General features: G+C 64.6%; 18 protein-coding genes. 8 read left to right on the top strand and 10 right to left on the bottom strand.

What is annotated here, in order from left to right:
• Positions 1-4 precede the first annotated feature (4 nt).
• Positions 5-1,033 carry a DNA polymerase III subunit delta gene (gene holA / locus JQ633_RS15140; protein WP_211985835.1) on the top strand — a complete coding sequence of 343 codons (1,029 nt, stop codon included), beginning with the start codon at positions 5-7 and terminating at the stop codon, positions 1,031-1,033.
• A 36-nt stretch (positions 1,034-1,069) separates the two neighbouring features.
• Here the strand turns inward: holA and JQ633_RS15135 are convergent, their stop codons facing one another.
• From JQ633_RS15135 to hemJ, 7 genes are all read right to left on the bottom strand, one after another.
• Entirely contained in the window at positions 1,070-1,957 is an 888-nt protein-coding gene (locus JQ633_RS15135) for a ParB/RepB/Spo0J family partition protein (RefSeq protein ID WP_211985834.1), read from the bottom strand.
• A 144-nt stretch (positions 1,958-2,101) separates the two neighbouring features.
• The gene (locus JQ633_RS15130; protein WP_211985833.1) at positions 2,102-2,953 is read right to left on the bottom strand and encodes a ParA family protein; all 852 of its coding nucleotides are present in this window, start codon (positions 2,951-2,953) and stop codon (positions 2,102-2,104) included.
• Between the two features lie 31 nt (positions 2,954-2,984).
• On the bottom strand, positions 2,985-3,650 hold the full coding sequence (gene rsmG / locus JQ633_RS15125) for a 16S rRNA (guanine(527)-N(7))-methyltransferase RsmG (protein ID WP_211985832.1): 666 nt from the start codon (positions 3,648-3,650) through the stop codon (positions 2,985-2,987).
• 144 nt (positions 3,651-3,794) lie between these two features.
• Positions 3,795-5,678, bottom strand: a complete 1,884-nt coding sequence (mnmG, locus tag JQ633_RS15120; RefSeq protein WP_211985831.1) for a tRNA uridine-5-carboxymethylaminomethyl(34) synthesis enzyme MnmG — start codon at positions 5,676-5,678, stop codon at positions 3,795-3,797.
• Positions 5,679-5,909: 231 nt separating this feature from the next.
• Positions 5,910-7,238 (bottom strand): tRNA uridine-5-carboxymethylaminomethyl(34) synthesis GTPase MnmE, encoded by a 1,329-nt coding sequence (gene mnmE / locus JQ633_RS15115; protein WP_211985830.1) that lies wholly within the window; start codon positions 7,236-7,238, stop codon positions 5,910-5,912.
• 313 nt (positions 7,239-7,551) lie between these two features.
• Positions 7,552-8,817, bottom strand: a complete 1,266-nt coding sequence (gene rho, locus JQ633_RS15110) for a transcription termination factor Rho (RefSeq protein ID WP_211985829.1) — start codon at positions 8,815-8,817, stop codon at positions 7,552-7,554.
• A gap of 252 nt (positions 8,818-9,069) precedes the next feature.
• Complete coding sequence (gene hemJ, locus JQ633_RS15105; protein WP_211985828.1) at positions 9,070-9,492, bottom strand: protoporphyrinogen oxidase HemJ; 423 nt, start codon at positions 9,490-9,492, stop codon at positions 9,070-9,072.
• Positions 9,493-9,937: 445 nt separating this feature from the next.
• Here hemJ and JQ633_RS15100 point away from each other — a divergent pair, with 445 nt between their 5' ends.
• From JQ633_RS15100 to dnaQ, 4 genes are all read left to right on the top strand, one after another.
• A complete protein-coding gene (locus JQ633_RS15100; protein WP_211985827.1) occupies positions 9,938-10,780 on the top strand; it encodes a pyruvate, water dikinase regulatory protein in 843 nt (280 codons plus the stop codon).
• Positions 10,781-10,783: 3 nt separating this feature from the next.
• On the top strand, positions 10,784-11,392 hold the full coding sequence (locus tag JQ633_RS15095; protein ID WP_211985826.1) for a Maf family protein: 609 nt from the start codon (positions 10,784-10,786) through the stop codon (positions 11,390-11,392).
• 87 nt (positions 11,393-11,479) lie between these two features.
• Entirely contained in the window at positions 11,480-12,079 is a 600-nt protein-coding gene (gene coaE, locus JQ633_RS15090) for a dephospho-CoA kinase (RefSeq protein WP_211985825.1), read from the top strand.
• Between the two features lie 31 nt (positions 12,080-12,110).
• Entirely contained in the window at positions 12,111-12,833 is a 723-nt protein-coding gene (dnaQ, locus tag JQ633_RS15085) for a DNA polymerase III subunit epsilon (RefSeq protein ID WP_211985824.1), read from the top strand.
• 188 nt (positions 12,834-13,021) lie between these two features.
• Here the strand turns inward: dnaQ and secB are convergent, their stop codons facing one another.
• Positions 13,022-13,510, bottom strand: a complete 489-nt coding sequence (gene secB, locus JQ633_RS15080; protein ID WP_211985823.1) for a protein-export chaperone SecB — start codon at positions 13,508-13,510, stop codon at positions 13,022-13,024.
• 423 nt (positions 13,511-13,933) lie between these two features.
• On the opposite strand from secB, the gene JQ633_RS15075 reads away from it, so the two are divergent.
• Genes JQ633_RS15075 through JQ633_RS15065 form a run of 3 tightly spaced genes read left to right on the top strand, consistent with a single transcriptional unit; the run spans position 13,934 to position 16,906 of the window.
• A complete protein-coding gene (locus JQ633_RS15075; protein WP_211985822.1) occupies positions 13,934-14,638 on the top strand; it encodes a Tim44/TimA family putative adaptor protein in 705 nt (234 codons plus the stop codon).
• Entirely contained in the window at positions 14,583-16,313 is a 1,731-nt protein-coding gene (locus JQ633_RS15070) for an MltA domain-containing protein (protein WP_433995654.1), read from the top strand. Before JQ633_RS15075 ends, JQ633_RS15070 begins: the two co-directional genes overlap by 56 nt.
• 2 nt (positions 16,314-16,315) lie before the next feature.
• Complete coding sequence (locus JQ633_RS15065) at positions 16,316-16,906, top strand: Smr/MutS family protein (RefSeq protein WP_211985821.1); 591 nt, start codon at positions 16,316-16,318, stop codon at positions 16,904-16,906.
• Here JQ633_RS15065 and JQ633_RS15060 read toward each other — a convergent pair.
• On the bottom strand, positions 16,903-18,033 hold the full coding sequence (locus JQ633_RS15060) for a hypothetical protein (protein WP_211985820.1): 1,131 nt from the start codon (positions 18,031-18,033) through the stop codon (positions 16,903-16,905). The two genes, JQ633_RS15065 and JQ633_RS15060, sit on opposite strands and share 4 nt — an antisense overlap.
• Positions 18,034-18,217: 184 nt before the next feature.
• Positions 18,218-19,522: an ATP-dependent protease ATPase subunit HslU gene (gene hslU, locus JQ633_RS15055; protein WP_211985819.1), complete on the bottom strand. Its 1,305-nt coding sequence runs from the start codon at positions 19,520-19,522 to the stop codon at positions 18,218-18,220.
• Between the last annotated feature and the right edge of the window lie 46 nt (positions 19,523-19,568).

The raw sequence follows: 19,568 nt of genomic DNA, 5'->3' as shown, positions 1-19,568 counted from the left end.
CGCATTGGTCGCGCTTCGCGGAAAAGAGATCGATAGCTTCCTTGCCCGGCCCGACGCCGGCCGCCCGATCATCCTGCTCTACGGCCCGGACGCCGGCCTCGTGCGCGAGCGCGCCGATGCGCTGATGGCTTCGGCGGTCGACGATCCCAACGATCCGTTCTCGCTGGTGCGCCTCGACGGCGACGAGCTCGCCGCCGAACCCTCGCGCCTGGTCGACGAAGCGATGACGGTGCCGCTGTTCGGCGGCCGCCGCGCCATTCGCGTCCGCGCCGGCTCGCGCAATTTCTCCAGCGGCGTCGAGACGCTGGCCGAGACGGCGCTGAAGGATTGCCGCATCGTGATCGAGGCCGGCGAGCTGCGCGCCGAGTCGCCGCTGCGCAAGGTCTGCGAGCGCGCGAAGAATGCGGTGGCGATCGCCTGCTATCCGGACACCGAGCGCGATCTGACAAAACTGATCGAGGACGAGCTGCGCATCTCCAACCTGCGGCTGGCGCAGGATGCGCGCGCGGTGCTGATGTCACTGCTCGGCGGCGACCGCCAGGCCTCGCGCAACGAACTGCGCAAGCTCGCGCTGTTCGCGCACGGCAAGGGCGAGATCACGCTCGACGATGTGATGACCGTGGTCTCCGACGCATCCGAGCTGAAGCTCGATCCGATCGTCGACGGCGCCTTTGCCGGCAATGCCGCGCTGGTGGAGAGCGAGTTTTCCAAGGCGATGGTCGCCGGCACCTATCCCGGCGTGATCATCTCCGCCGCGCAGCGCCAGGCGGCATGGCTGCACAAATCTGCACTCGCGATCGCGGAAGGCACGCCGGCCTCGGCCGTGCTCGAGGGCGGCTTCCCGCGGCTGCACTTCTCGCGCAAACCCGCCGTCGAAATCGCGCTGCGCAATTTCAGCCCGCCGCGGCTGGTGGCGATCATCGAACAGCTCGCGACCGCAGCGCTCGACATGCGCAAGCAGGCCTCGCTGGCGGCAGTGATCGGGCAGCGCGCGCTGCTCTCGATCGCGGCGAACGCCAAGCGGCGGGGATAGGTTCGCTCGCAATGACGAGGGGAAAGACTGGGAGGACTAACCGCCTTCCAGCCGCCGCATCACCTCGTCGAGCTGCTCGAGGTTGCGGTAGCTGATCTGGACGCTGCCGCCGGGGTCGCGATGGCTGACGGTGACGGCAAGGCCGAGCGCATCGCTGACGCGCTTCTCCAGCGCCAGCGTGTCGGCATCCTTGGCGACCTTGGCCGCGGCACTCGCGCGCGGCTTCTGCGGCTTGCGCTCCGGCACGCCCTCCTCATGTGCCAGCGCCTCGGCCTGGCGGACGTTGAGGCCTTCGGCGACGATGCGCTTCGCCGCGGTGAGCGGATCGGGCACGCCGATCAGCGCGCGGGCGTGGCCGGCGGAGAGATCGCCCTTGGCGATCAGCGCCTGCACCTCGTTCGGCAGCCTGGTCAGCCGCATCATGTTGGCGACATGGCTGCGGCTCTTGCCGACGATCTTGGCAATCTCTTCCTGGCTGCGTTTGAACTCGTCGGCGAGCGCGTGATAGCCCTGCGCCTCCTCCATCGCGTTGAGGTCTTCGCGCTGGACGTTCTCGATGATCATGATCTCGAGCGCGTCGGAATCGCTGACCTCGACCGGCACGATCGGCACTTCATGCAGGCCGGCGAGCTGCGAGGCGCGCCAGCGCCGCTCGCCGGCGATGATCTCGTAGCGGTCCTGCACGCCCTTGATGGCGCGGACCACGATCGGCTGGATCACGCCGCGCTGCTTGATCGAGTCGGCGAGTTCGCCGAGTTCGGCATCGGCAAAGGTGCGCCGCGGATTGCGTGGATTGGCCTTGAGGAATTCGATCGGCACCTTGCGCTGGTTGCGCGGGCGTTCGACATGCGCGGCCTCGCCGCCGACATCTCCGATCAGGCTTGCCAGCCCGCGCCCCAGTCGCGAACGCGCTTCATCGGCCATTGTTGCGAGCTCCCTTGGATTCACGCGCAGTACTCCGGACTTGAATTTCAAGATTGTAGGATGGGTAGAGCGCAGCGAAACCCATCGCTCTCTTTGCGAGATGCCGGGATGGGTATCGCAGCGCTGCACCCATCCTACGCATCGTCAATGCGTGCGCAGCTCGCGCTCACGCTGGATCACTTCGGTGGCGAGCTTCAGATAGGCTTCGCTGCCGGCGCATTTGAGATCGTAGACCAGCACCGGCTTGCCGTAGGACGGCGCCTCCGAGATGCGCACGTTGCGCGGGATCATGGTGTCGTAGACCTTGTCGCCCATGAACTGGCGCACGTCGGCGACGACCTGGTTGGAGAGGTTGTTGCGCGAATCGAACATGGTCAGCACGATGCCGTGGATCGACAGGCTCGGATTGAGCGTCGAACGCACCTGCTCCACGGTCTGCAACAGTTGCGACAGACCTTCGAGCGCGAAGAACTCGCATTGCAGCGGCACCAGGATCGCATCCGACGCCGCCATCGCATTCACGGTCAGCAGGTTGAGCGAAGGCGGGCAGTCGATCAGCACATAGGTGTAGTCGTTGTCGGGCGAGACGTTGTTGTTCAGCCCGGCGATCGCATCGCGCAATTTGAACGCGCGGCCGGGCGTGGTGCCGAGCTCGAGCTCGAGGCCGGAGAGATCCATGGTCGAAGCCGCGATGTGCAGCCGTGGCACGGCGGTCGCAACGACCGCATCGCGCAGCGGCGCCTCGCCGATCAGGACGTCATAGGTCGAGCAGCTGCGGTTGCGGCGGTCGATGCCGAGGCCGGTCGAGGCGTTGCCCTGGGGATCGAGGTCGACGATCAGGACCCGCTCCCCAATCGCGGCGAGTGCGGTGCCAAGATTGATCGCTGTGGTGGTCTTGCCGACACCACCCTTCTGGTTGGCGAGCGACAGGATGCGCGGATGGCCCGGCGCCGAAGGCGCCCTATCCTCTTGATAAACCTCGTCCATCACAGTCATACCAAAATACCATTTGCTGCTGCGGAGTCCCCTAGCGCCGCTCGATTGACCCGAGTTCGACGATCCAGCCATGTCCGCCGGTTCGGCTGGAATGTAGCTTCGGCTCGATTTTCCAATATTTAGTGGCCTCGGTCAATTCGGCCTCTACATCTTGACCCTTTAAAAACAGCGCCTTGGCGCCCTTTTTGACCCACGGCTCCGCGAAGCCGATGAGTTGATGTAACGGAGCCAGCGCCCGCGCGGTGACGCAATCGATCGGGCCCGCGATTCTATCCACAGTATCCCCGATGTCAGCGAGATGCACTGTCCCCGGCGAGCCCGTCACCCGAATCGCTTCGCGCAGGAATGCGGCCTTCTTTGCGATGCGCTCGACCAGATGGACCTGCGCCTCCGGCGTCTCGGCGAGCGCGCAGGCCAGCACGACGCCGGGAAAGCCGCCGCCGCTGCCGAGATCGACCCACGACTTCGCTAACGGCGCCAGGCTCAGAAGCTGGAGCGAATCGGAGATGTGTCGGGTCCAGAGTGTCGGCAGCGTCGATGGCGCCACGAGATTGGTCTTGGCCTGCCACGCCAGCAGGAGTGCAACGTAGCGATCGAGGCGCGCTTCCGTTTCATGTGAAACGGGGGTGAGGGCGAGTCCCTCCGCCCTGTCGTGGGCGCTGACGCTGAGCTGGGCGGATTGCGGGGCTGGAGTCATGTTCTCGGACGCAGATTGGTGGCTATCGCTGTGGTTGTGGCACACAGCAATCCAACGCGGCTCGGTGCGGAAATAGTGGATTGCTTCGTTGCTTCCGTCGCACGCGGCGAATCCAACCAATCCTACGCCGTTTCACGTGAAACGTCAGGCTGTGGCCTTCGCCGTCTTCCGTCGTGCCTCGCGCCGCAGGTAGGCGGCCAGGATTCCCAACGCCGCGGGCGTCATTCCGTCGATCCGACCCGCCTGCCCGACTGTTCGTGGCTGTGCCTTCTGTAGCTTGGCGCGCGCCTCGTTGGAGAGCCCGGGAACGTCGGCATAGTCGACATCGGCCAGCACCAGGCTTTCGTCGCGGCGGAACGCGTCGACGTCGGCGGTCTGGCGCTTCAGGTAGACGTCGTACTTGGCGTCGATTTCGAGATGCACGGCGATCGCGGGGTCAATGGCCGACAGCTCCGGCCAGATCGCCTGGACGGCCGGCCACTCGATGTCCGGATAGGCCAGCAGCTCGAAGGCCGAGCGGCGGTGGCCGTCGCGATTGAGCGACAGGCCGTGCCTGGCGGCTTCATTCGGGGTGATCGACAGCGACTTTGCGAGCGCCCGTGCCGCGTCCAGCGCCGCCATCTTGGCCTGGTGGCGGTCCGCGCGGGCTGCACCGACGCATCCGAGCGCGATGCCCTTATCGGTCAACCGCTGATCGGCATTGTCGGCGCGCAGCGTCAGCCGGTATTCGGCGCGCGAAGTGAACATCCGATAGGGTTCGGTGATCCCGCGGGTCACGAGATCGTCGATCATTACGCCGAGATAGCCGTCGGCGCGGTCGAATACGATCGGATCCGCGTTGCCGGCGGCGAGCGCCGCATTGAGCCCGGCCACAATACCCTGCCCCGCCGCCTCCTCGTAGCCTGTGGTGCCATTGATCTGTCCGGCCAGGAAAAGGCCGCGCAGGCGCTTGGTCTGCAGGGTCGGATCCAGCTCCCGCGGATCGACGTGGTCATATTCGATCGCGTAGCCCGGCCGGACCATCTTCACCCGCTCCAAACCTGGGATGCTGGCGAGGATCGCGAGCTGGACCTCCTCCGGCAGCGAGGTCGAGATGCCGTTGGGATAGACCGTGGTGTCGTCGAGCCCTTCAGGCTCAAGGAATATCTGGTGGCCGTCGCGGTCGCCGAAGCGGACGATCTTGTCCTCGATCGACGGGCAATAACGCGGGCCGGTGCTCTTGATCTGGCCGGAATACATCGGCGAGCGATGTACATTGGCCCGGATCACCTCATGGGTCGCCGGCGTGGTCCGCGTGATGCCGCACTGGATCTGCGGGGTCGTGATCCGGTCGGTCATCACCGAAAACGGCTCCGGTGGATCGTCTCCGGGCTGCATTTCAACCGCGGACCAGTCGATCGTGGTGCCGTCCAGGCGCGGCGGCGTACCGGTCTTCAGCCGACCCAGCGTAAAGCCCGCCCGCTCGAAGGAGGCGGAAAGCCCCATCGCGGGAGCCTCGCCGACCCGGCCAGCCGGCCAGTTCCTCTCACCGAGGTGAATCAGGCCGCGCAGAAAGGTGCCGGTGGTGATGACGACGGCCCCGGCGGAGAAAGCACGGCCATCACCCAAGCGAATGCCGGTCACCTGGCCGTCATCGACGATGAGCTCGTCCGCCTCGCCTTCGACCACACTCAGGTTCTCGGTCTCGGTGATCGCGGCCTGCATCGCCGCGGCATAGAGCTTGCGGTCAGCCTGGGCCCGCGGACCGCGGACTGCCGGACCCTTCCGGCGGTTGAGCATCCGGAACTGGATGCCGCCGGCGTCGGCGACCCGGCCCATCAGACCATCGAGGGCATCGACCTCGCGCACCAGATGGCCCTTGCCCAGACCACCGATGGCGGGATTGCAGGACATTGCACCGATGGTCGCAAAACGATGGGTCACCAGCGCCGTCTTCGCGCCCATCCGGGCAGCCGCGCTCGCGGCCTCACAGCCGGCATGGCCGCCGCCGATGACGATGACGTCAAATGTGTCTGCCCGGGAGTTCATGGCGGACTTCTATCGCGGAGTGATGATTGCCGAAAGAACGAAGTTGAGGGCACCACGCGCCGGGTCCCAATATGGGGTGCCCGTTTCACGTGAAACAAACACCACACGCGCCGAACTTCGTTTCACGTGAAAACAGGGTTCGATCCCGCGGAGCGTTGTTTCACGTGAAACAGGAATGCGCCGATCCCCGTCGGCCTCCATTTTCCGCAGAACAACCCGTGCAAAGTAGCCCTACTTCCCGACGCAGAACTCCCGGAAGATAACGTCGAGGATGTCCTCAACATCTACCCGCCCGAGCAGACGACCAAGTGAGAGTGCTGCTGCTCGGAGTTCCTCCGCGGCGAGTTCCTCACCTTGTCCGACGATGTCGATGCTGCGGGTCAGCGCATCAGCCGTCTGCTGCAGCAAATCGCGTTGCCGCACCCGCGTGATCAACCCGCCCTCGCCGGCCTGGAAGTAATCGTGCGCAAACCCGACCAAGCCTGCGATCAGCTCGGGCAGCCCGTCGCCCCGGGAGGCTGAAATTCGGAACTCGCGAGTTCCTTCGCCCGGCTCCGCCAATGGCCGACTTTCGAGGTCGATCTTGTTCCGCACCATCCAAACAGGTGTCGAACCTTCATGCTCAGCCCCGCCATCGGCGCTATCGGCTAGCCACAGCACCAGGTCAGCCTCCGAGGCCCGGGCGCGAGCCCTCCGGACACCCTCCTGCTCCACAGGATCCTCGGTCTCGCGGATGCCGGCGGTGTCGATCACCGTCAAGGGATAGCCGTCGAGATCGAGCTGCACCTCAATGACGTCACGGGTGGTGCCGGCATGCGGCGAGACGATCGCGACCTCGCGGCGGGCCATCTGGTTGATCAGGGTCGACTTGCCGACATTCGGCGGGCCCGCGATCGCGACCACCAAGCCATCACGCAGCCGTTCGCCATGTCCTTGTGCCGCAAGGACAGTTTGAATCTCGTCGCGGAGCGCCCTGATCCGTTCCAGTGCCGGCGCGATCAGTTCGGCGGGCACGTCGCCCTCGTCGGAGAAATCGATGCCCGCCTCGATCAGCGCCGATGCCGCGATGATCCGCTCGCGCCAATCCCGGGCGCGGTCGCCGAGCAAACCCTTCAACTGTCGCAGCGCCTGGCGCCGCTGGCGGTCGGTGTCGGCGTGGATGAGATCGTCAAGACCCTCGGCCTCAGTCAGGTCGAGCTTGCCGTTCTCGAAGCCGCGCCGCGTAAACTCGCCGGGCTCGGCGGCGCGGACATTGTCGAACCTGCTTAGTGCGTCAAACATCGCCGCGAGCACGGCGCGCCCGCCATGGACATGAAACTCGGCGACGTCCTCACCGGTCGCGCTGGCCGGACCCGGAAACCATAGGACCACCGCATCATCGATCGGTTGATGGTTCGAATCCCGCAACAGTGCGCGGGTCGCCATTCGCGGGGGCGGCACCTTGCCGGCCAGTCGCTCAATGACCGAGCCAGCCATTGGGCCAGACAGCCTGACAATGGCGATCGCGCTCGGCGGCCGGCCGGAAGACAGCGCAAAGATGGTTTGGTCGCGGGAATGCATCGCCTATTAGGTCTTGCGCCTTCGCAAACGCAACGTCGTTTCTATGAGCCGGGCACCCGGCATTTATTGCGATGCAATATCGGCTCTCCAGGCCCGCAGCATTCCCGCAGCAAATTTGTTGCAGCACGCACGGTATGGCGACACGGTCCGGACCGGCTTCATACGATAGCTAATATTTATCAATGGGTTATATAGTAAATGCTCGATTAATAAGCTCCGGTGTCATGCTGCACTCTCTCGCAGCAAATCCCGCAGCATAAAAAAAGGGCGCCCCGCCTGAACGGAGCGCCCTCCTCGACCGAGGCGTCTCGCCTCAGGTGTTCATGGAGTCGAAGAACTCCGAATTGCTCTTGGTGTTGCGCAGCTTGTCGAGCAGGAAGTCGATCGCATCCATGGTGCCCATCGGATTGAGGATGCGGCGCAGCACGTACATCTTCTTCAGCACCTGCGGATCGGTGATCAGCTCTTCCTTGCGGGTGCCGGATCGGGCGATGTCGATCGCCGGAAAGGTCCGCTTGTCCGAGACCTTGCGGTCGAGGATCAGTTCCGAGTTACCGGTACCCTTGAACTCTTCGAAGATCACTTCGTCCATGCGGCTGCCGGTATCGACCAGCGCGGTCGCGATGATGGTCAGCGAACCGCCCTCCTCGATGTTGCGCGCGGCACCGAAGAAGCGCTTCGGGCGCTGCAACGCGTTGGCGTCGACACCGCCGGTCAGCACCTTGCCGGATGACGGCACCACGGTGTTGTAGGCGCGGCCGAGGCGCGTGATCGAATCGAGCAGGATCACGACGTCGCGGCCGTGTTCGACCAGCCGCTTGGCCTTCTCGATCACCATCTCGGCGACCTGGACGTGGCGCACGGCGGGCTCGTCGAAGGTCGACGACACCACCTCGCCCTTCACCGAGCGCTGCATGTCCGTGACTTCTTCCGGACGTTCGTCGATCAGCAGCACGATCAGATAGCAGTCAGGATGATTCGCGGTGATGGAGTGCGCGATGTTCTGCATCAGCACGGTCTTGCCGGTGCGCGGCGGCGCCACGATCAGCGCGCGCTGGCCCTTGCCGATCGGCGCGACGATGTCGATGACACGCGCGGAAAGATCTTTCTTGGTGGAGTCTTCGAGCTCCATGCGGAAGCGCTGATTGGGAAACAGCGGCGTGAGGTTGTCGAAATTGACCTTGTGCTTGGCCTTTTCCGGATCCTCAAAATTGAGCGTGTTGACCTTGAGCAGCGCGAAATAGCGTTCGCCTTCCTTCGGGCTGCGGATGTGGCCTTCGATGGTATCGCCGGTGCGCAGGCCGAAGCGGCGGATCTGCGAGGGCGAGACGTAGATGTCGTCGGGGCCGGGCAAATAGTTCGCGTCGGGCGAACGGAGAAAGCCGAAGCCGTCGGACAGCACCTCGACGACGCCCTCACCGATAATGTCGGTCTCGGCAATCGCGAGCTGCTTGAGGATAGCGAACATCAGCTCCTGCTTACGCATGGTGCTGGCGTTTTCGACCCCATTTTCTTCCGCAAACGAGACAAGCTCGGCCGGCGTTTTTGATTTGAGGTCCTGGAGTTTGATTTCCCGCATTGGGGTAGTCCTGTGAGGAAGTAAGTAGGGAAGGGATGCGAAGTGGCTTTGGAAAAAGCGGACGCCAAAGGAAGGTCCGCAGGTCTCAGCCAGGAAAGTGCCGTTGGGGCTTTCGAACCTGATGCGGCGCCGGCCCGAAAAGAACCGGAACGCGACCACATCCGCCTGCGTGGGGTGGGATAATGTCTATATAGAAAATCGTTCCAGCCTTCGCAAGAAGGACTGAAGCATGCTTGCAAGTCATCGCGATGTCTAGAACGGCTTGATCACCACCAGGAGCACGATCAGGACCATCAATAACGTAGGTATCTCGTTGATAATACGGTAGAATTTCTGGCTTCGCTGATTCTTGTCTGCGGCGAAATCCCTCACGCAGCGGGACAAAAAGCCGTGGATACCCGACATGATCAGCACCAGCGTAAATTTGGCGTGAAACCAGCCCGACAGGTACCAGTGTCCGGCCCAGGCCAGATAGAGCCCGGCGAGCCAGGTCACGATCATCGCAGGATTGATGATCGCCTTCAGCAGCCGCCGCTCCATGACCTTGAAGGTCTCGGACTGCTTCGAGCCGACCTCGGCCTCGCAATGGTAGACGAACAGCCGCGGCAGATAGAGCATGCCCGCCATCCAGGAGATGACGGCAATGATGTGCAGCGCCTTGATCCACTCATACATCGCGGGGGGCCTTCCAGGGAACAGCTCGGCGGGGTCTCAGCGTTGCGAGCTGAGCTTTGCAAGCGAGGGACCGATACATATCCGCAAGCTCGGTTTTCCTAAACCTATTAATTTTAGATTCTAAGGTTTGAGTCTGAATGGCGGTGGATTTGACTCATGCAAGGCGATCCAGCCGTTCTCGCAAGCTTGTTCACATCCCTCAACATATCGCCGCGCTGGCATAGGCATCGGGAATCCGTTGTCCGGCTCAATTGCTTGCACGGCTCTGTGGCCAGCTTATGAAGAGACAAATCCACAGTGACCCACTATCATCGGGGCCATGACCTCGACTTATCCTTTTGCGAGGTGCTGTGAAGAAAGGGATGAGATATCCAGCGGCCGGCCGGCGGCCCCGGATTTTCGTCCTCGACCTCCACAGGGATTCACAGGATAGACAGGGGTTCTGGTGCCGACGACCTCCAATTATTTCCATCTGCATCTGGTGTCGGACTCGACCGGCGAGACGCTGATCACCGTGGCGCGCGCGGTCGCCGCGCAATACGCCAACGTCACCGCGGTCGAGCACGTCTATCCGTTGGTGCGCAGCCAGAAGCAGCTCGATCGCGTGCTCGACGAGATCGAGGAATCGCCTGGCATCGTGCTGTTCACGCTGCTCGAGAAGGATCTCGTCGGCCGGCTTGAAGCCAAGTGCCGCGAGATCAACGTTCCGAGCCTGTCGATCATCGGCCCGGTGATGCAACTATTCGAAGCGTATCTGGGTGCCGCCACCACCGGCCGCGTCGGCGCGCAGCACGTGCTCAACGCGGAATATTTCGCCCGCATCGATGCGCTGAACTTCACCATGATGCATGACGACGGCCAGCACGTGGATGGTCTCGAGGAGGCCGATGTCGTGCTGGTCGGCGTGTCGCGGACGTCGAAGACGCCGACCTCGATCTATCTCGCCAATCGCGGCATCCGCACCGCGAACGTGCCGCTGGTGCCGGGCATTCCGCTGCCGCACCAGCTCGAGACCCTGAAGAAGCCGCTGGTCGTGAGCCTGCATGCGACGCCGGAGCGGCTGATCCAGGTTCGGCAAAACCGGTTGCTCACCATGGGTGACCGCGACAATGAAACTTACATCGACAAGCAGGCGGTGGCCGACGAGGTCGCCTTTGCCCGCCGCCTCAGCGCGAAATTCAACTGGGCGCTGCTCGACGTGACACGGCGTTCAATCGAGGAGACGGCGGCCGCGGTGATGAAGCTCTACAACGACCGCCAGCGTGCGCGGCCGTCGGAAGAGCTGTAGGCGATGAGCATCTGGCGCGGCGACCTGCGGCTGATCCTGGCGTCGCAAAGCCGTGCGCGGAAAATGCTGCTGGAGAATGCCGGCCTGGCATTCGAGGCGTTGCCGGCCGATATCGACGAACGCGCCGTCCAGCGGGATTCCGGCCTGTCGACGCCCGGCGACATTGCAGCGCTGCTGGCGCGCGAGAAAGCGCTGTTCGTGTCCGGCCAGCGACCGGCCCAATATATCATCGGCGCCGACCAGACGCTGGCACTGGGCCAGCGGATGTTCAGCAAGCCGGCCGGGCGCGCCCAGGCCGCCGAGCAACTTCGGCTGCTCGCCGGCCAGACCCACGAACTGCATTCGGCCGTGTCGGTCGCGCGCGACGGGCAGGTGCTGTTCTCCGATGTGAGCATCGCGCGCATGACGATGCGGCGGCTCGGTGACGGCGAGATCGCGGCCTATCTCGACCAGGCCGGTACGGCGGTGACGACCAGCGTCGGCGCCTATCAGCTCGAAGGCCTCGGCGTGCATCTGTTCGAGCGCATCGAAGGCGACCATTTCACCATTCTCGGCCTGCCGCTATTGTCGCTGCTCGCGTTCCTGCGCCGCGAGAATTTGCTCGTGGTGTGAGGCCGAGCATGATCCGGACAAGTGCGAAGCGGTTTTCCGAAAAGATCATGCTCAACAAAAAACATGCGACGGAGAGATGCTGACCCGATGTTGATCCTTGGACTGACCGGCTCGATCGGGATGGGGAAATCCACCACCGCAAAGCTGTTCGTGGAAGCGGGCGTGCCGCTCTACGACGCCGATGCCGAAGTGCATCGCCTGTACGAAGGCGAAGCGGCGCCGGCGATCGAGGCCGCGTTTCCCGGCACGACGGTCCGCGGCAAGGTCGATCGCGCAAGGCTGTCGGCGCGCGTGGTGCAGGACGCCGCGGCGATGAAGCAGCTCGAGGGAATCGTGCATCCGATGCTCGGTGCGTCGCGCCAGAAATTCTTTGCAGATGCGGAGGCGGCCGGCGCGCCGGTCGTCGTGCTCGATATTCCGCTGCTGTTCGAGACCGGCGGCGAGAAGCGCGTCGATGCGGTCGTCGTCGTCACCACCTCGCCGGAACTGCAGCGTGAGCGCGTGCTGGCCCGCGGCACCATGGATGCCGCCAAGCTCGACGCCATCATCGCCAAGCAGATGCCGGATGCCGAGAAGCGCAAGCGCGCGGATTTCATAGTGGATACCTCGCACGGACTTGATCCGGTGCGGGCACGCATCCGCGACATTCTGGCCGAGGTTGTTAAGATGCCGAAGCGGCGCGCCTGATTCGCTCCGCTATTCGGATTGCCTCAGCCTCATGCGTGAAATCGTTCTCGATACCGAAACCACTGGCCTCGATCCGCTGCGCGGCGACCGGCTGGTCGAGATCGGCTGCGTCGAGATCTTCAACCGCATGCCGACCGGGCAGACCTACCACGTCTACATCAATCCCGAACGCGACATGCCGGCGGAGGCGTTCGCCGTGCACGGGCTGTCGACCGAGTTCCTGGCCAGCAAGCCGCTGTTCACCGAGGTGGTCGACGATTTCCTCGCGTTCATCGGCGATACGCCGCTGGTGATCCACAACGCCTCGTTCGACATCAGCTTCATCAATGCCGAGCTCGACCGCATCAAGCGGCGGGCGATCCCGAAGGACCGCCTGGTCGACACGCTGCTGCTGGCACGCCGCAAGCATCCCGGCGTCTCGAACCGGCTCGACGATCTCTGCTCGCGCTATGCGATCGACAATTCCCGCCGCACCAAGCACGGCGCGCTGCTCGACGCCGAGCTGTTGGCCGAGGTCTATATCGACCTGATCGGCGCCCGGCAGTCGCAGCTCATCCTGGCGTCGGAGGCATCGGACGCCCGCTCCGGCAGCTATGGCGACACGCCGCGGCGCCAGCGAGAGATAGCGCTGCTGCCGCGCGTCAGCGAGGCCGATCGCGAGACCCACCGGGCCTTCGTCGCTACCCTGGGCGACAAGCCGCTCTGGAACGATTATCTGCCGCCGCCCGCCCCGGCCGCAGCGCCGGCGGCTTGATTCAGGACCGACCTGATATCCTGTGTATTGCTAGCTAAGCACCAAACATTCGGTGTCGTCCCGGCGAAGGCCGGGACCCATAACCACAGGGGTCGATTGTTGAAGAACGCTGTGGCCCCAGCGTCACGCAACCATAACCTTCGGTGGGTATGGGTCCCGGCCTTCGCCGGGACGACGCGTTGAGACAATCAGCTCGGCTTGACGCCCGAAGCGGCCTGGGCGGCGGCCTGCCGTTCCATGTTCTGGCGGTAGAGGCCGACGAAATCGACCGGATCGAGCATCAAGGGCGGGAAGCCGCCGTCGCGCACCGCGGTTGCGACAATTTCACGCGCGAACGGGAACAGCAGGCGCGGGCATTCGATCATGACCAGCGGGTGCAGGTTCTCCTTCGGAACATTCACTACCCGGAACACGCCGGCATAGGCCAGGTCGAAGCTGAACATCACCTTGCCGGCGCCCTCGGCCTTGCCCTCGATCGACAGGATCACCTCGTACTCGTGCTCCGACAGGTTGTTGGCCGAGACGTTGATCTGGATGTTGATCGCCGGCTGCTGCTGCTGGGGGCCGAGCGAGGCCGGAGCGTTCGGGTTCTCGAACGACAGGTCCTTGGTGTACTGCGCCAGCACGTTGAGCTGGGGAGGGGCCTGTTCGACAGGTGCGCCGTTGCCGTTGGTCATGAAATGTCTCCTGAAGCGGCGCTCGATGGACACGATGTCCGACGGCACGCGTTGAGTGAGTTGAAAATCCCGATGCCGCGCGAGTGGCTATCATAGGCCCGGCGCGGTCGACAAGGACGACGAGCCGGCCGATGCGGCGGCAGGTCCGCCCGATTGTTGCTCGCGGGGGCCGCAAAAGCGCGCTGCCCGATCCGTTAACGGCGCCCTAAATGATTGAAGATGCGCGATTTCCCGAAAAGGAACGGTTTCCCCCCGCCGGTAAAACGCGCTACACTTGCCCGTGCCAAAAAGCGCCATTGGCCGGGCTTAGTTTCGTGCCTACATGCTGCGGACTCAATCGGTGATGTAATCTCTGCCGTTCCCGACCGGGGAACGCTTGGACGGCCGGCCCGTTGCCGGCAGAGACCAGAAAGCGAAATCGACGTGGATATCTATACCATCATCTTCCTGGCGCTGGCCGTGTTCATCTTCCTGCGGCTGCGCAGCGTGCTCGGACAGCGCACGGGAAGCGAGCGGCCGCCCTATGATCGCGCCGCCCCCAACGTCGTGCAGCGTGGCCAGGACAACAACGTCGTCCCGATGCCGGGGTCCGTGATCGACCAGCCCCCGATGCCGCCGAGCGCCGAGCCGGCCGAGCCGACCGACCGCTGGAAGGGCATCGCCGAGTCCGGCACGCCGCTGGCCCAGGGGCTCGACGCGATCGTGGCGCAGGATTCCTCGTTCGATCCGCGGCATTTCCTGTCGGGCGCCCGTTCGGCCTACGAGATGATCGTGCTGGCCTTCGCCAATGGCGACCGCCGCGCGCTTAAGGATCTGTTGTCGTCCGACGTCTATGAAAGCTTCGAGGCCGCAATCAAGGATCGCGAGAAGCACGAGCAGAAGACCGAGACCCGGTTCGTGTCGATCGACAAGGCCGAGATCGTGAGTGCGGAGACGCGCGACCGGACGGCGCAACTCACCGTCCGCTTCGTGTCGCAGATGATCTCGGTGACCCGCGACAAGGCGGGCACGATTGTCGACGGCAGCCCGGACAAGGTTGCCGACATCACCGACGTCTGGACCTTCGCCCGCGATGCGACTTCCCGCGATCCGAACTGGAAGCTGGTTGGCACTGGAAGCGCTCACTAAACATCTCAGCTACGGGCGCCTCGCAGTCGCGTGTTGCGCGCTCGCCGTTCTGTGTTCCACGGCCGCGATTGCCGCACGCTACCGGACCAGCCGGCATCCCCCGCCGCGGCACGAACATTCCCACCCGATCCCCTATCCCAACCTGGAATTGCCGCTGCAGGTCAGCGGCAGCCAGTATGAGCCGCTGAGCTGGCCCAATGTGCCCGGCTGGAACGACGACGACCAGCTCGCGGCCTACAAGGCTTTCCGCACCAGCTGCAAGCCGATCGCGGCCCAGCGCGGCCTGCCGCCGGACGCGAAGGCGCTCGGAGGCTCGCTGCGCGATCCCTGCCGGATCGCCAAGGGGCTCGATCTCGCCAATGCCGGCAAAGCGAAGGATTTCTTCGAGCAGAATTTCGTGCCGTTGCGGATCTCGCGGCTCGGCGAGGATGCCGGCTTCGTCACCGGCTATTACGAGCCGGTGCTCGACGGCTCGCGAACGCGGACCGACGTCTACAACGTCCCGGTCTATCGCCGCCCGTCGAACCTGTTCGTGCGCGGCAAGACCCAGAGCTCGGTCGGCCTGCCCAACAGCGGGCCGGTGTACCGCAAGATCGGCCGCCGCAAGCTGGTGCCCTATTACGACCGTGCCCAGATCGAGGACGGCGCTATCGCCGGGCGCGGGCTGGAGCTCGCGTGGCTGAAGAGCCAGACCGATCTTTTGTTCGCGCAGATCCAAGGCTCGGCCCGGATCAAGTTCGACGACGGCACCACGCTGCGCATCAATTACGACGCGCATAATGGTTACCCCTACACGGCGGTCGGACGCATCCTGATCGACCGCGGCATCATCCCGAGGGATCAGATGTCGATGCAGAAGATCAGGGAGTGGATGGAGCACAACCCCGACGGCGCCAACGAGTTGCGGCGGCAGAACCGCGCCTACGTTTTCTTCCGCGCGGTGTCGCTGTCGGACAAGGACGAGGCGGTCGGCGCCCAGGGCGTGCCGCTGACGGCGGGCCGCTCGATCGCCGTCGACAAGGCACTGCATGTCTACGGCACGCCGTTCTTCATCTCCGGCGACTTGCCGATCGAATCCGAAGTATCGAAGACGCCGTTCCACCGGCTGATGATCGCGCAGGACACCGGGTCGGCGATCGTCGGCCCGGCGCGCGCCGATCTCTATTTCGGTGCCGGGGCGGATGCCGGGAAGGTGTCGGGCCGGCTGCGGCACAACATGCAGTTCGTCATGCTGGTGCCGAAGGGCCTCGATCCCGTTGCCCGCGGCCGCAGGCTGCCGGTCCCCGACGCGCGGCCCTCGGCCAGGATCGCGAAGGAGTTTCCGCAGACGACCCCGCCGCCGAAGGACACGCCGGCGGCCGCTCCGGCCGATGTGCCCGTCGGTACGGTCGCCAGGAGCACGGCGAAGGACGTGGTCAAGGACGGCGCCAAGGAAAGTGCCAAGGAAAGTACCAAGGACAGCACCAAGGCTCCGGCCAAGAGCACCGCCACTCCTGCGGCCAAGGGGCAGGCCGATGCGAAGGATGCCGCGCCCGCTTCGCCGCCGGCGCCGGCAGCGACGACCCCTGTCGCGCAGGCCGCGCCTGTGGCAGAACCGGTGCCGTTGCCGGCCGCCCGGCCCGACATTCCGCAGCCAGCCAAGAAGCGACGCTACCGACGCCACCGTCACTATTAGCGATGAAACGTCCCGCGCCGATCCCCGATCTCTCCGCTCCCTCGCGGCGCAAGCGTGCGCTGAGCGAGGAGGAGCGCGCGCTGTGGGAGAGCGTGGCGAGGCACGTCAAGCCGCTGCGCAAGAAGGCGGCTGCCGCGAAGGCCCATGCGGTGGTGTCTGATCCAGCGACCCATCCGGTCGCGGCAAAGCCGATTCCGGTCAAGCCGGCGGCGCCCGTGAAGGCTGCGCCGGCACCGCGTCCACCCATGCCGCCGCTGGCGCCGATCGGCCGGCGCGAGCGCTCGAAATTGTCGCGCGGCAGGCAGGAGATCGATGCGCGGCTCGATCTGCACGGCATGACCCGGATGCGCGCGCATCGCGTGCTGTTCGGCTTCCTGCAGCGCGCGCATCACGACGGGCTCACCTTCGTGCTCGTGATCACCGGCAAGGGCAAGGTCGGCGGCCAGGATGCCGAGCGCGGCGTGTTGCGGCGGCAGGTGCCGGAATGGCTCAGCCTGCCGGAATTCCGCGCGCTGGTGGTCGGCTTCGAGGAAGCCCATATCGGCCACGGCGGCGAGGGCGCGCTCTATGTGCGGGTGCGGCGGGCGCGCTAGAACGGCCGGACTATGCCGACGCGCGGGATCACCGTGATGATCCATCCGAAGATGTTCGTCTTGCGATCGTCCGGCGCGATCAGAGACACGTCCTTCGACGCCGGCAGCATCTTCACGGCGTGCAGCATCAGGAACATGCAGACCGCCCAGTTCGAGATCCAGCGCGAATAGTCGAACACGATCGCGAACATGATGAGATAACCGGCGCTGATCATGATGAGCGAAGCGATCACGATACGGCGATGCAACTCGCTCGCCAGCGCGCCGATCAGCCGCGCGAAATACTGCCAGAGCGGCGTGTGCAGCCAGATCAGCAGCGCGAACACCGGGATGCCGAGGATGTTCGAGGGCATGCGGCCCCAGGTGTCGGCAATCTCCTTCGACAGCGGCTGGTACCAGATGTAGCCGAACTGCAGCAGGTCGGTACGCGACGGATCGACCATCCTGCTTTGCAGATGACGGATGAATTCGTCATAGGGCACCGGGATGGTGCCGGCGAACTGCGCGGTTAGGAACAGGAAGCCGACGGCAGCGAGCGAGGCGATCCCGATCGCAGCGTTCTGCCGCGTCACACCCTGCACCAGATAGAAGCGCAGCACCACGATGGCGGCGATCGCCGGCACGTACATCAAAACGAAGATATGGTGGATCAGGATCAGCACGATCGAGAACAGCGCAGCCAACAGCACATAGGCGATCGAGCGCGCCGGGATCAGCAGCAGCACGATGGTCAGCGCGCAGCCATAGATGTCGAAATGGCCGAGCGTGTGCATGAAGTTCTTCAGGAAGAACGGCGAGCCCGCGATGAACACGAACAGCGGGAGCTGCGCCTCGCCGAAGCCGAAGGTGCGGCGGAACAGCTTGATGAACAGGCCGAGCGTCACCAGCCAGATCGTGCCGGCGAGCGCGAACACCAGCCAAACCGGCACCTTGTCGGTGAACAGCGACACGATCGCGCCGATCAGCGCGCGCTTGGTGAAGCCGTAGTGATAGTCGACAAGGAGATGGATGTAGGGGACGTAGGGCGGCAGCGCGATCTTGTGCAGGAACACCCCGACCAGCACGGCGGCATTGATGGCCAGCATCGAGCGCCAGGGGTTTTGCCACTGTCCCAAATTCAACTTCATCGTCGTCCCGGCCAAGCCATCGGGTCGGCGCGAAGCGCCGCCCGATGATAAACTCCACGCGAGCCGGGACCCATAACCACAGGCCTGCGTTTGGCGAAGGCTGGGGCTGCCATTCTCTTCAACGATTGCCGCCGGTGGTTATGGGTCCCTGCTTTCGCAGGGACGACGATTTTAGCTGCTGTGGCTACAAAATAAACCGGCTGAGATCGGCGTTCTTGGCGAGATCGCCGACATGCTTCGTCACATAGTCGGCATCGACCTGGATGGTCTCGCCGTGGCGGTCGGGGGCGGTGAAGGAGATGTCGTCCAGCACCCGCTCCATCACGGTCTGCAGCCGCCGGGCGCCGATGTTCTCGACCGTCGAATTGACGGCGACTGCGATGTCGGCCAGCGCGTCGATGGCGCCATCGGTGATGTCGAGGGTGACGCCCTCGGTCTGCATCAGCGCGACATACTGCTTGATCAGTGAGGCTTCCGGCTCGGTCAGGATCCTGCGCATGTCGTCGCGGGTCAGCGCCTGCAGCTCGACGCGGATCGGCAGACGGCCCTGCAGCTCGGGCAACAGGTCCGACGGCTTTGCGATGTGGAAGGCGCCCGAGGCGATGAACAGGACGTGGTCGGTTTTGACGGCGCCGTGCTTGGTCGACACCGTCGTGCCCTCGATCAGCGGCAGCAGATCGCGCTGCACGCCCTCGCGCGAGACGTCGCCGCCGGCACGGTTCTCGCGCACGCAGATCTTGTCGATTTCATCCAGAAACACGATGCCGTTGTTCTCGACCGCGCTGATCGCCTCCTGCACCAGCTGATCGGTGTCGAGCAGCTTGTCGGATTCCTCGTTGACGAGGATCTCGTGCGAGCCTTCCACCGTCAGGCGGCGCGTCTTGCTGCGGCCGCCCATCTTGCCGAAGATGTCGCCGAGCGAGATCGCGCCCATCTGGGCGCCGGGCATGCCGGGGATTTCGAACATCGGCATGCCGCCGCCGCCCGACTGCGTCTCGATCTCGATTTCCTTGTCGTTGAGCTCGCCGGCGCGCAGCTTCTTGCGAAACGACTCGCGCGTTGCCGGGCTCGATCCGGGGCCGACCAGCGCGTCGAGCACGCGCTCCTCGGCGGCGAGCTGGGCGCGCGCCTGGACGTCCTTGCGCTTGCGCTCGCGGGTCTGCGCGATCGCGACCTCGACGAGATCGCGGATGATCTGCTCGACGTCGCGGCCGACATAGCCGACCTCGGTGAACTTCGTCGCCTCGACCTTGAGGAACGGCGCGCCGGCAAGCTTGGCGAGCCGCCGCGCGATCTCGGTCTTGCCGACGCCGGTCGGGCCGATCATCAGGATGTTCTTCGGCAGCACTTCCTCGCGCAGGGAACCTGAGAGCTGCAGCCGCCGCCAGCGGTTGCGCAGCGCGATCGACACGGCGCGCTTGGCGTCGGACTGGCCGACGATGAAGCGGTCGAGTTCGGAAACAATTTCACGGGGGGAGAAGTCGGTCATCGGCTCTAGCTAGGTTGATAATCGGGTCTCGGCAAGCGGCATCCTG

Origin of the sequence: Bradyrhizobium tropiciagri, assembly GCF_018130505.1 — a bacterium.
Classification (GTDB): domain Bacteria; phylum Pseudomonadota; class Alphaproteobacteria; order Rhizobiales; family Xanthobacteraceae; genus Bradyrhizobium; species Bradyrhizobium tropiciagri_B.
This window is presented reverse-complemented; position numbering and strand designations above follow the sequence as displayed.

Excerpts from the sequence above, each read along its gene's own strand:
- JQ633_RS15135 (WP_211985834.1), bottom strand. The coding sequence starts at position 1,957 with ATGGCCGATGAAGCGCGTTCGCGACTGGGGCGCGGGCTGGCAAGCCTG.
- JQ633_RS15130 (WP_211985833.1), bottom strand. The coding sequence starts at position 2,953 with ATGACTGTGATGGACGAGGTTTATCAAGAGGATAGGGCGCCTTCGGCG.
- rsmG (WP_211985832.1), bottom strand. The coding sequence starts at position 3,650 with ATGACTCCAGCCCCGCAATCCGCCCAGCTCAGCGTCAGCGCCCACGAC.
- mnmG (WP_211985831.1), bottom strand. The coding sequence starts at position 5,678 with ATGAACTCCCGGGCAGACACATTTGACGTCATCGTCATCGGCGGCGGC.
- mnmE (WP_211985830.1), bottom strand. The coding sequence starts at position 7,238 with ATGCATTCCCGCGACCAAACCATCTTTGCGCTGTCTTCCGGCCGGCCG.
- rho (WP_211985829.1), bottom strand. The coding sequence starts at position 8,817 with ATGCGGGAAATCAAACTCCAGGACCTCAAATCAAAAACGCCGGCCGAG.
- hemJ (WP_211985828.1), bottom strand. The coding sequence starts at position 9,492 with ATGTATGAGTGGATCAAGGCGCTGCACATCATTGCCGTCATCTCCTGG.
- JQ633_RS15095 (WP_211985826.1), top strand. The coding sequence starts at position 10,784 with ATGAGCATCTGGCGCGGCGACCTGCGGCTGATCCTGGCGTCGCAAAGC.
- coaE (WP_211985825.1), top strand. The coding sequence starts at position 11,480 with ATGTTGATCCTTGGACTGACCGGCTCGATCGGGATGGGGAAATCCACC.
- dnaQ (WP_211985824.1), top strand. The coding sequence starts at position 12,111 with ATGCGTGAAATCGTTCTCGATACCGAAACCACTGGCCTCGATCCGCTG.
- secB (WP_211985823.1), bottom strand. The coding sequence starts at position 13,510 with ATGACCAACGGCAACGGCGCACCTGTCGAACAGGCCCCTCCCCAGCTC.
- JQ633_RS15070 (WP_433995654.1), top strand. The coding sequence starts at position 14,583 with ATGCGACTTCCCGCGATCCGAACTGGAAGCTGGTTGGCACTGGAAGCG.
- JQ633_RS15065 (WP_211985821.1), top strand. The coding sequence starts at position 16,316 with ATGAAACGTCCCGCGCCGATCCCCGATCTCTCCGCTCCCTCGCGGCGC.
- JQ633_RS15060 (WP_211985820.1), bottom strand. The coding sequence starts at position 18,033 with ATGAAGTTGAATTTGGGACAGTGGCAAAACCCCTGGCGCTCGATGCTG.
- hslU (WP_211985819.1), bottom strand. The coding sequence starts at position 19,522 with ATGACCGACTTCTCCCCCCGTGAAATTGTTTCCGAACTCGACCGCTTC.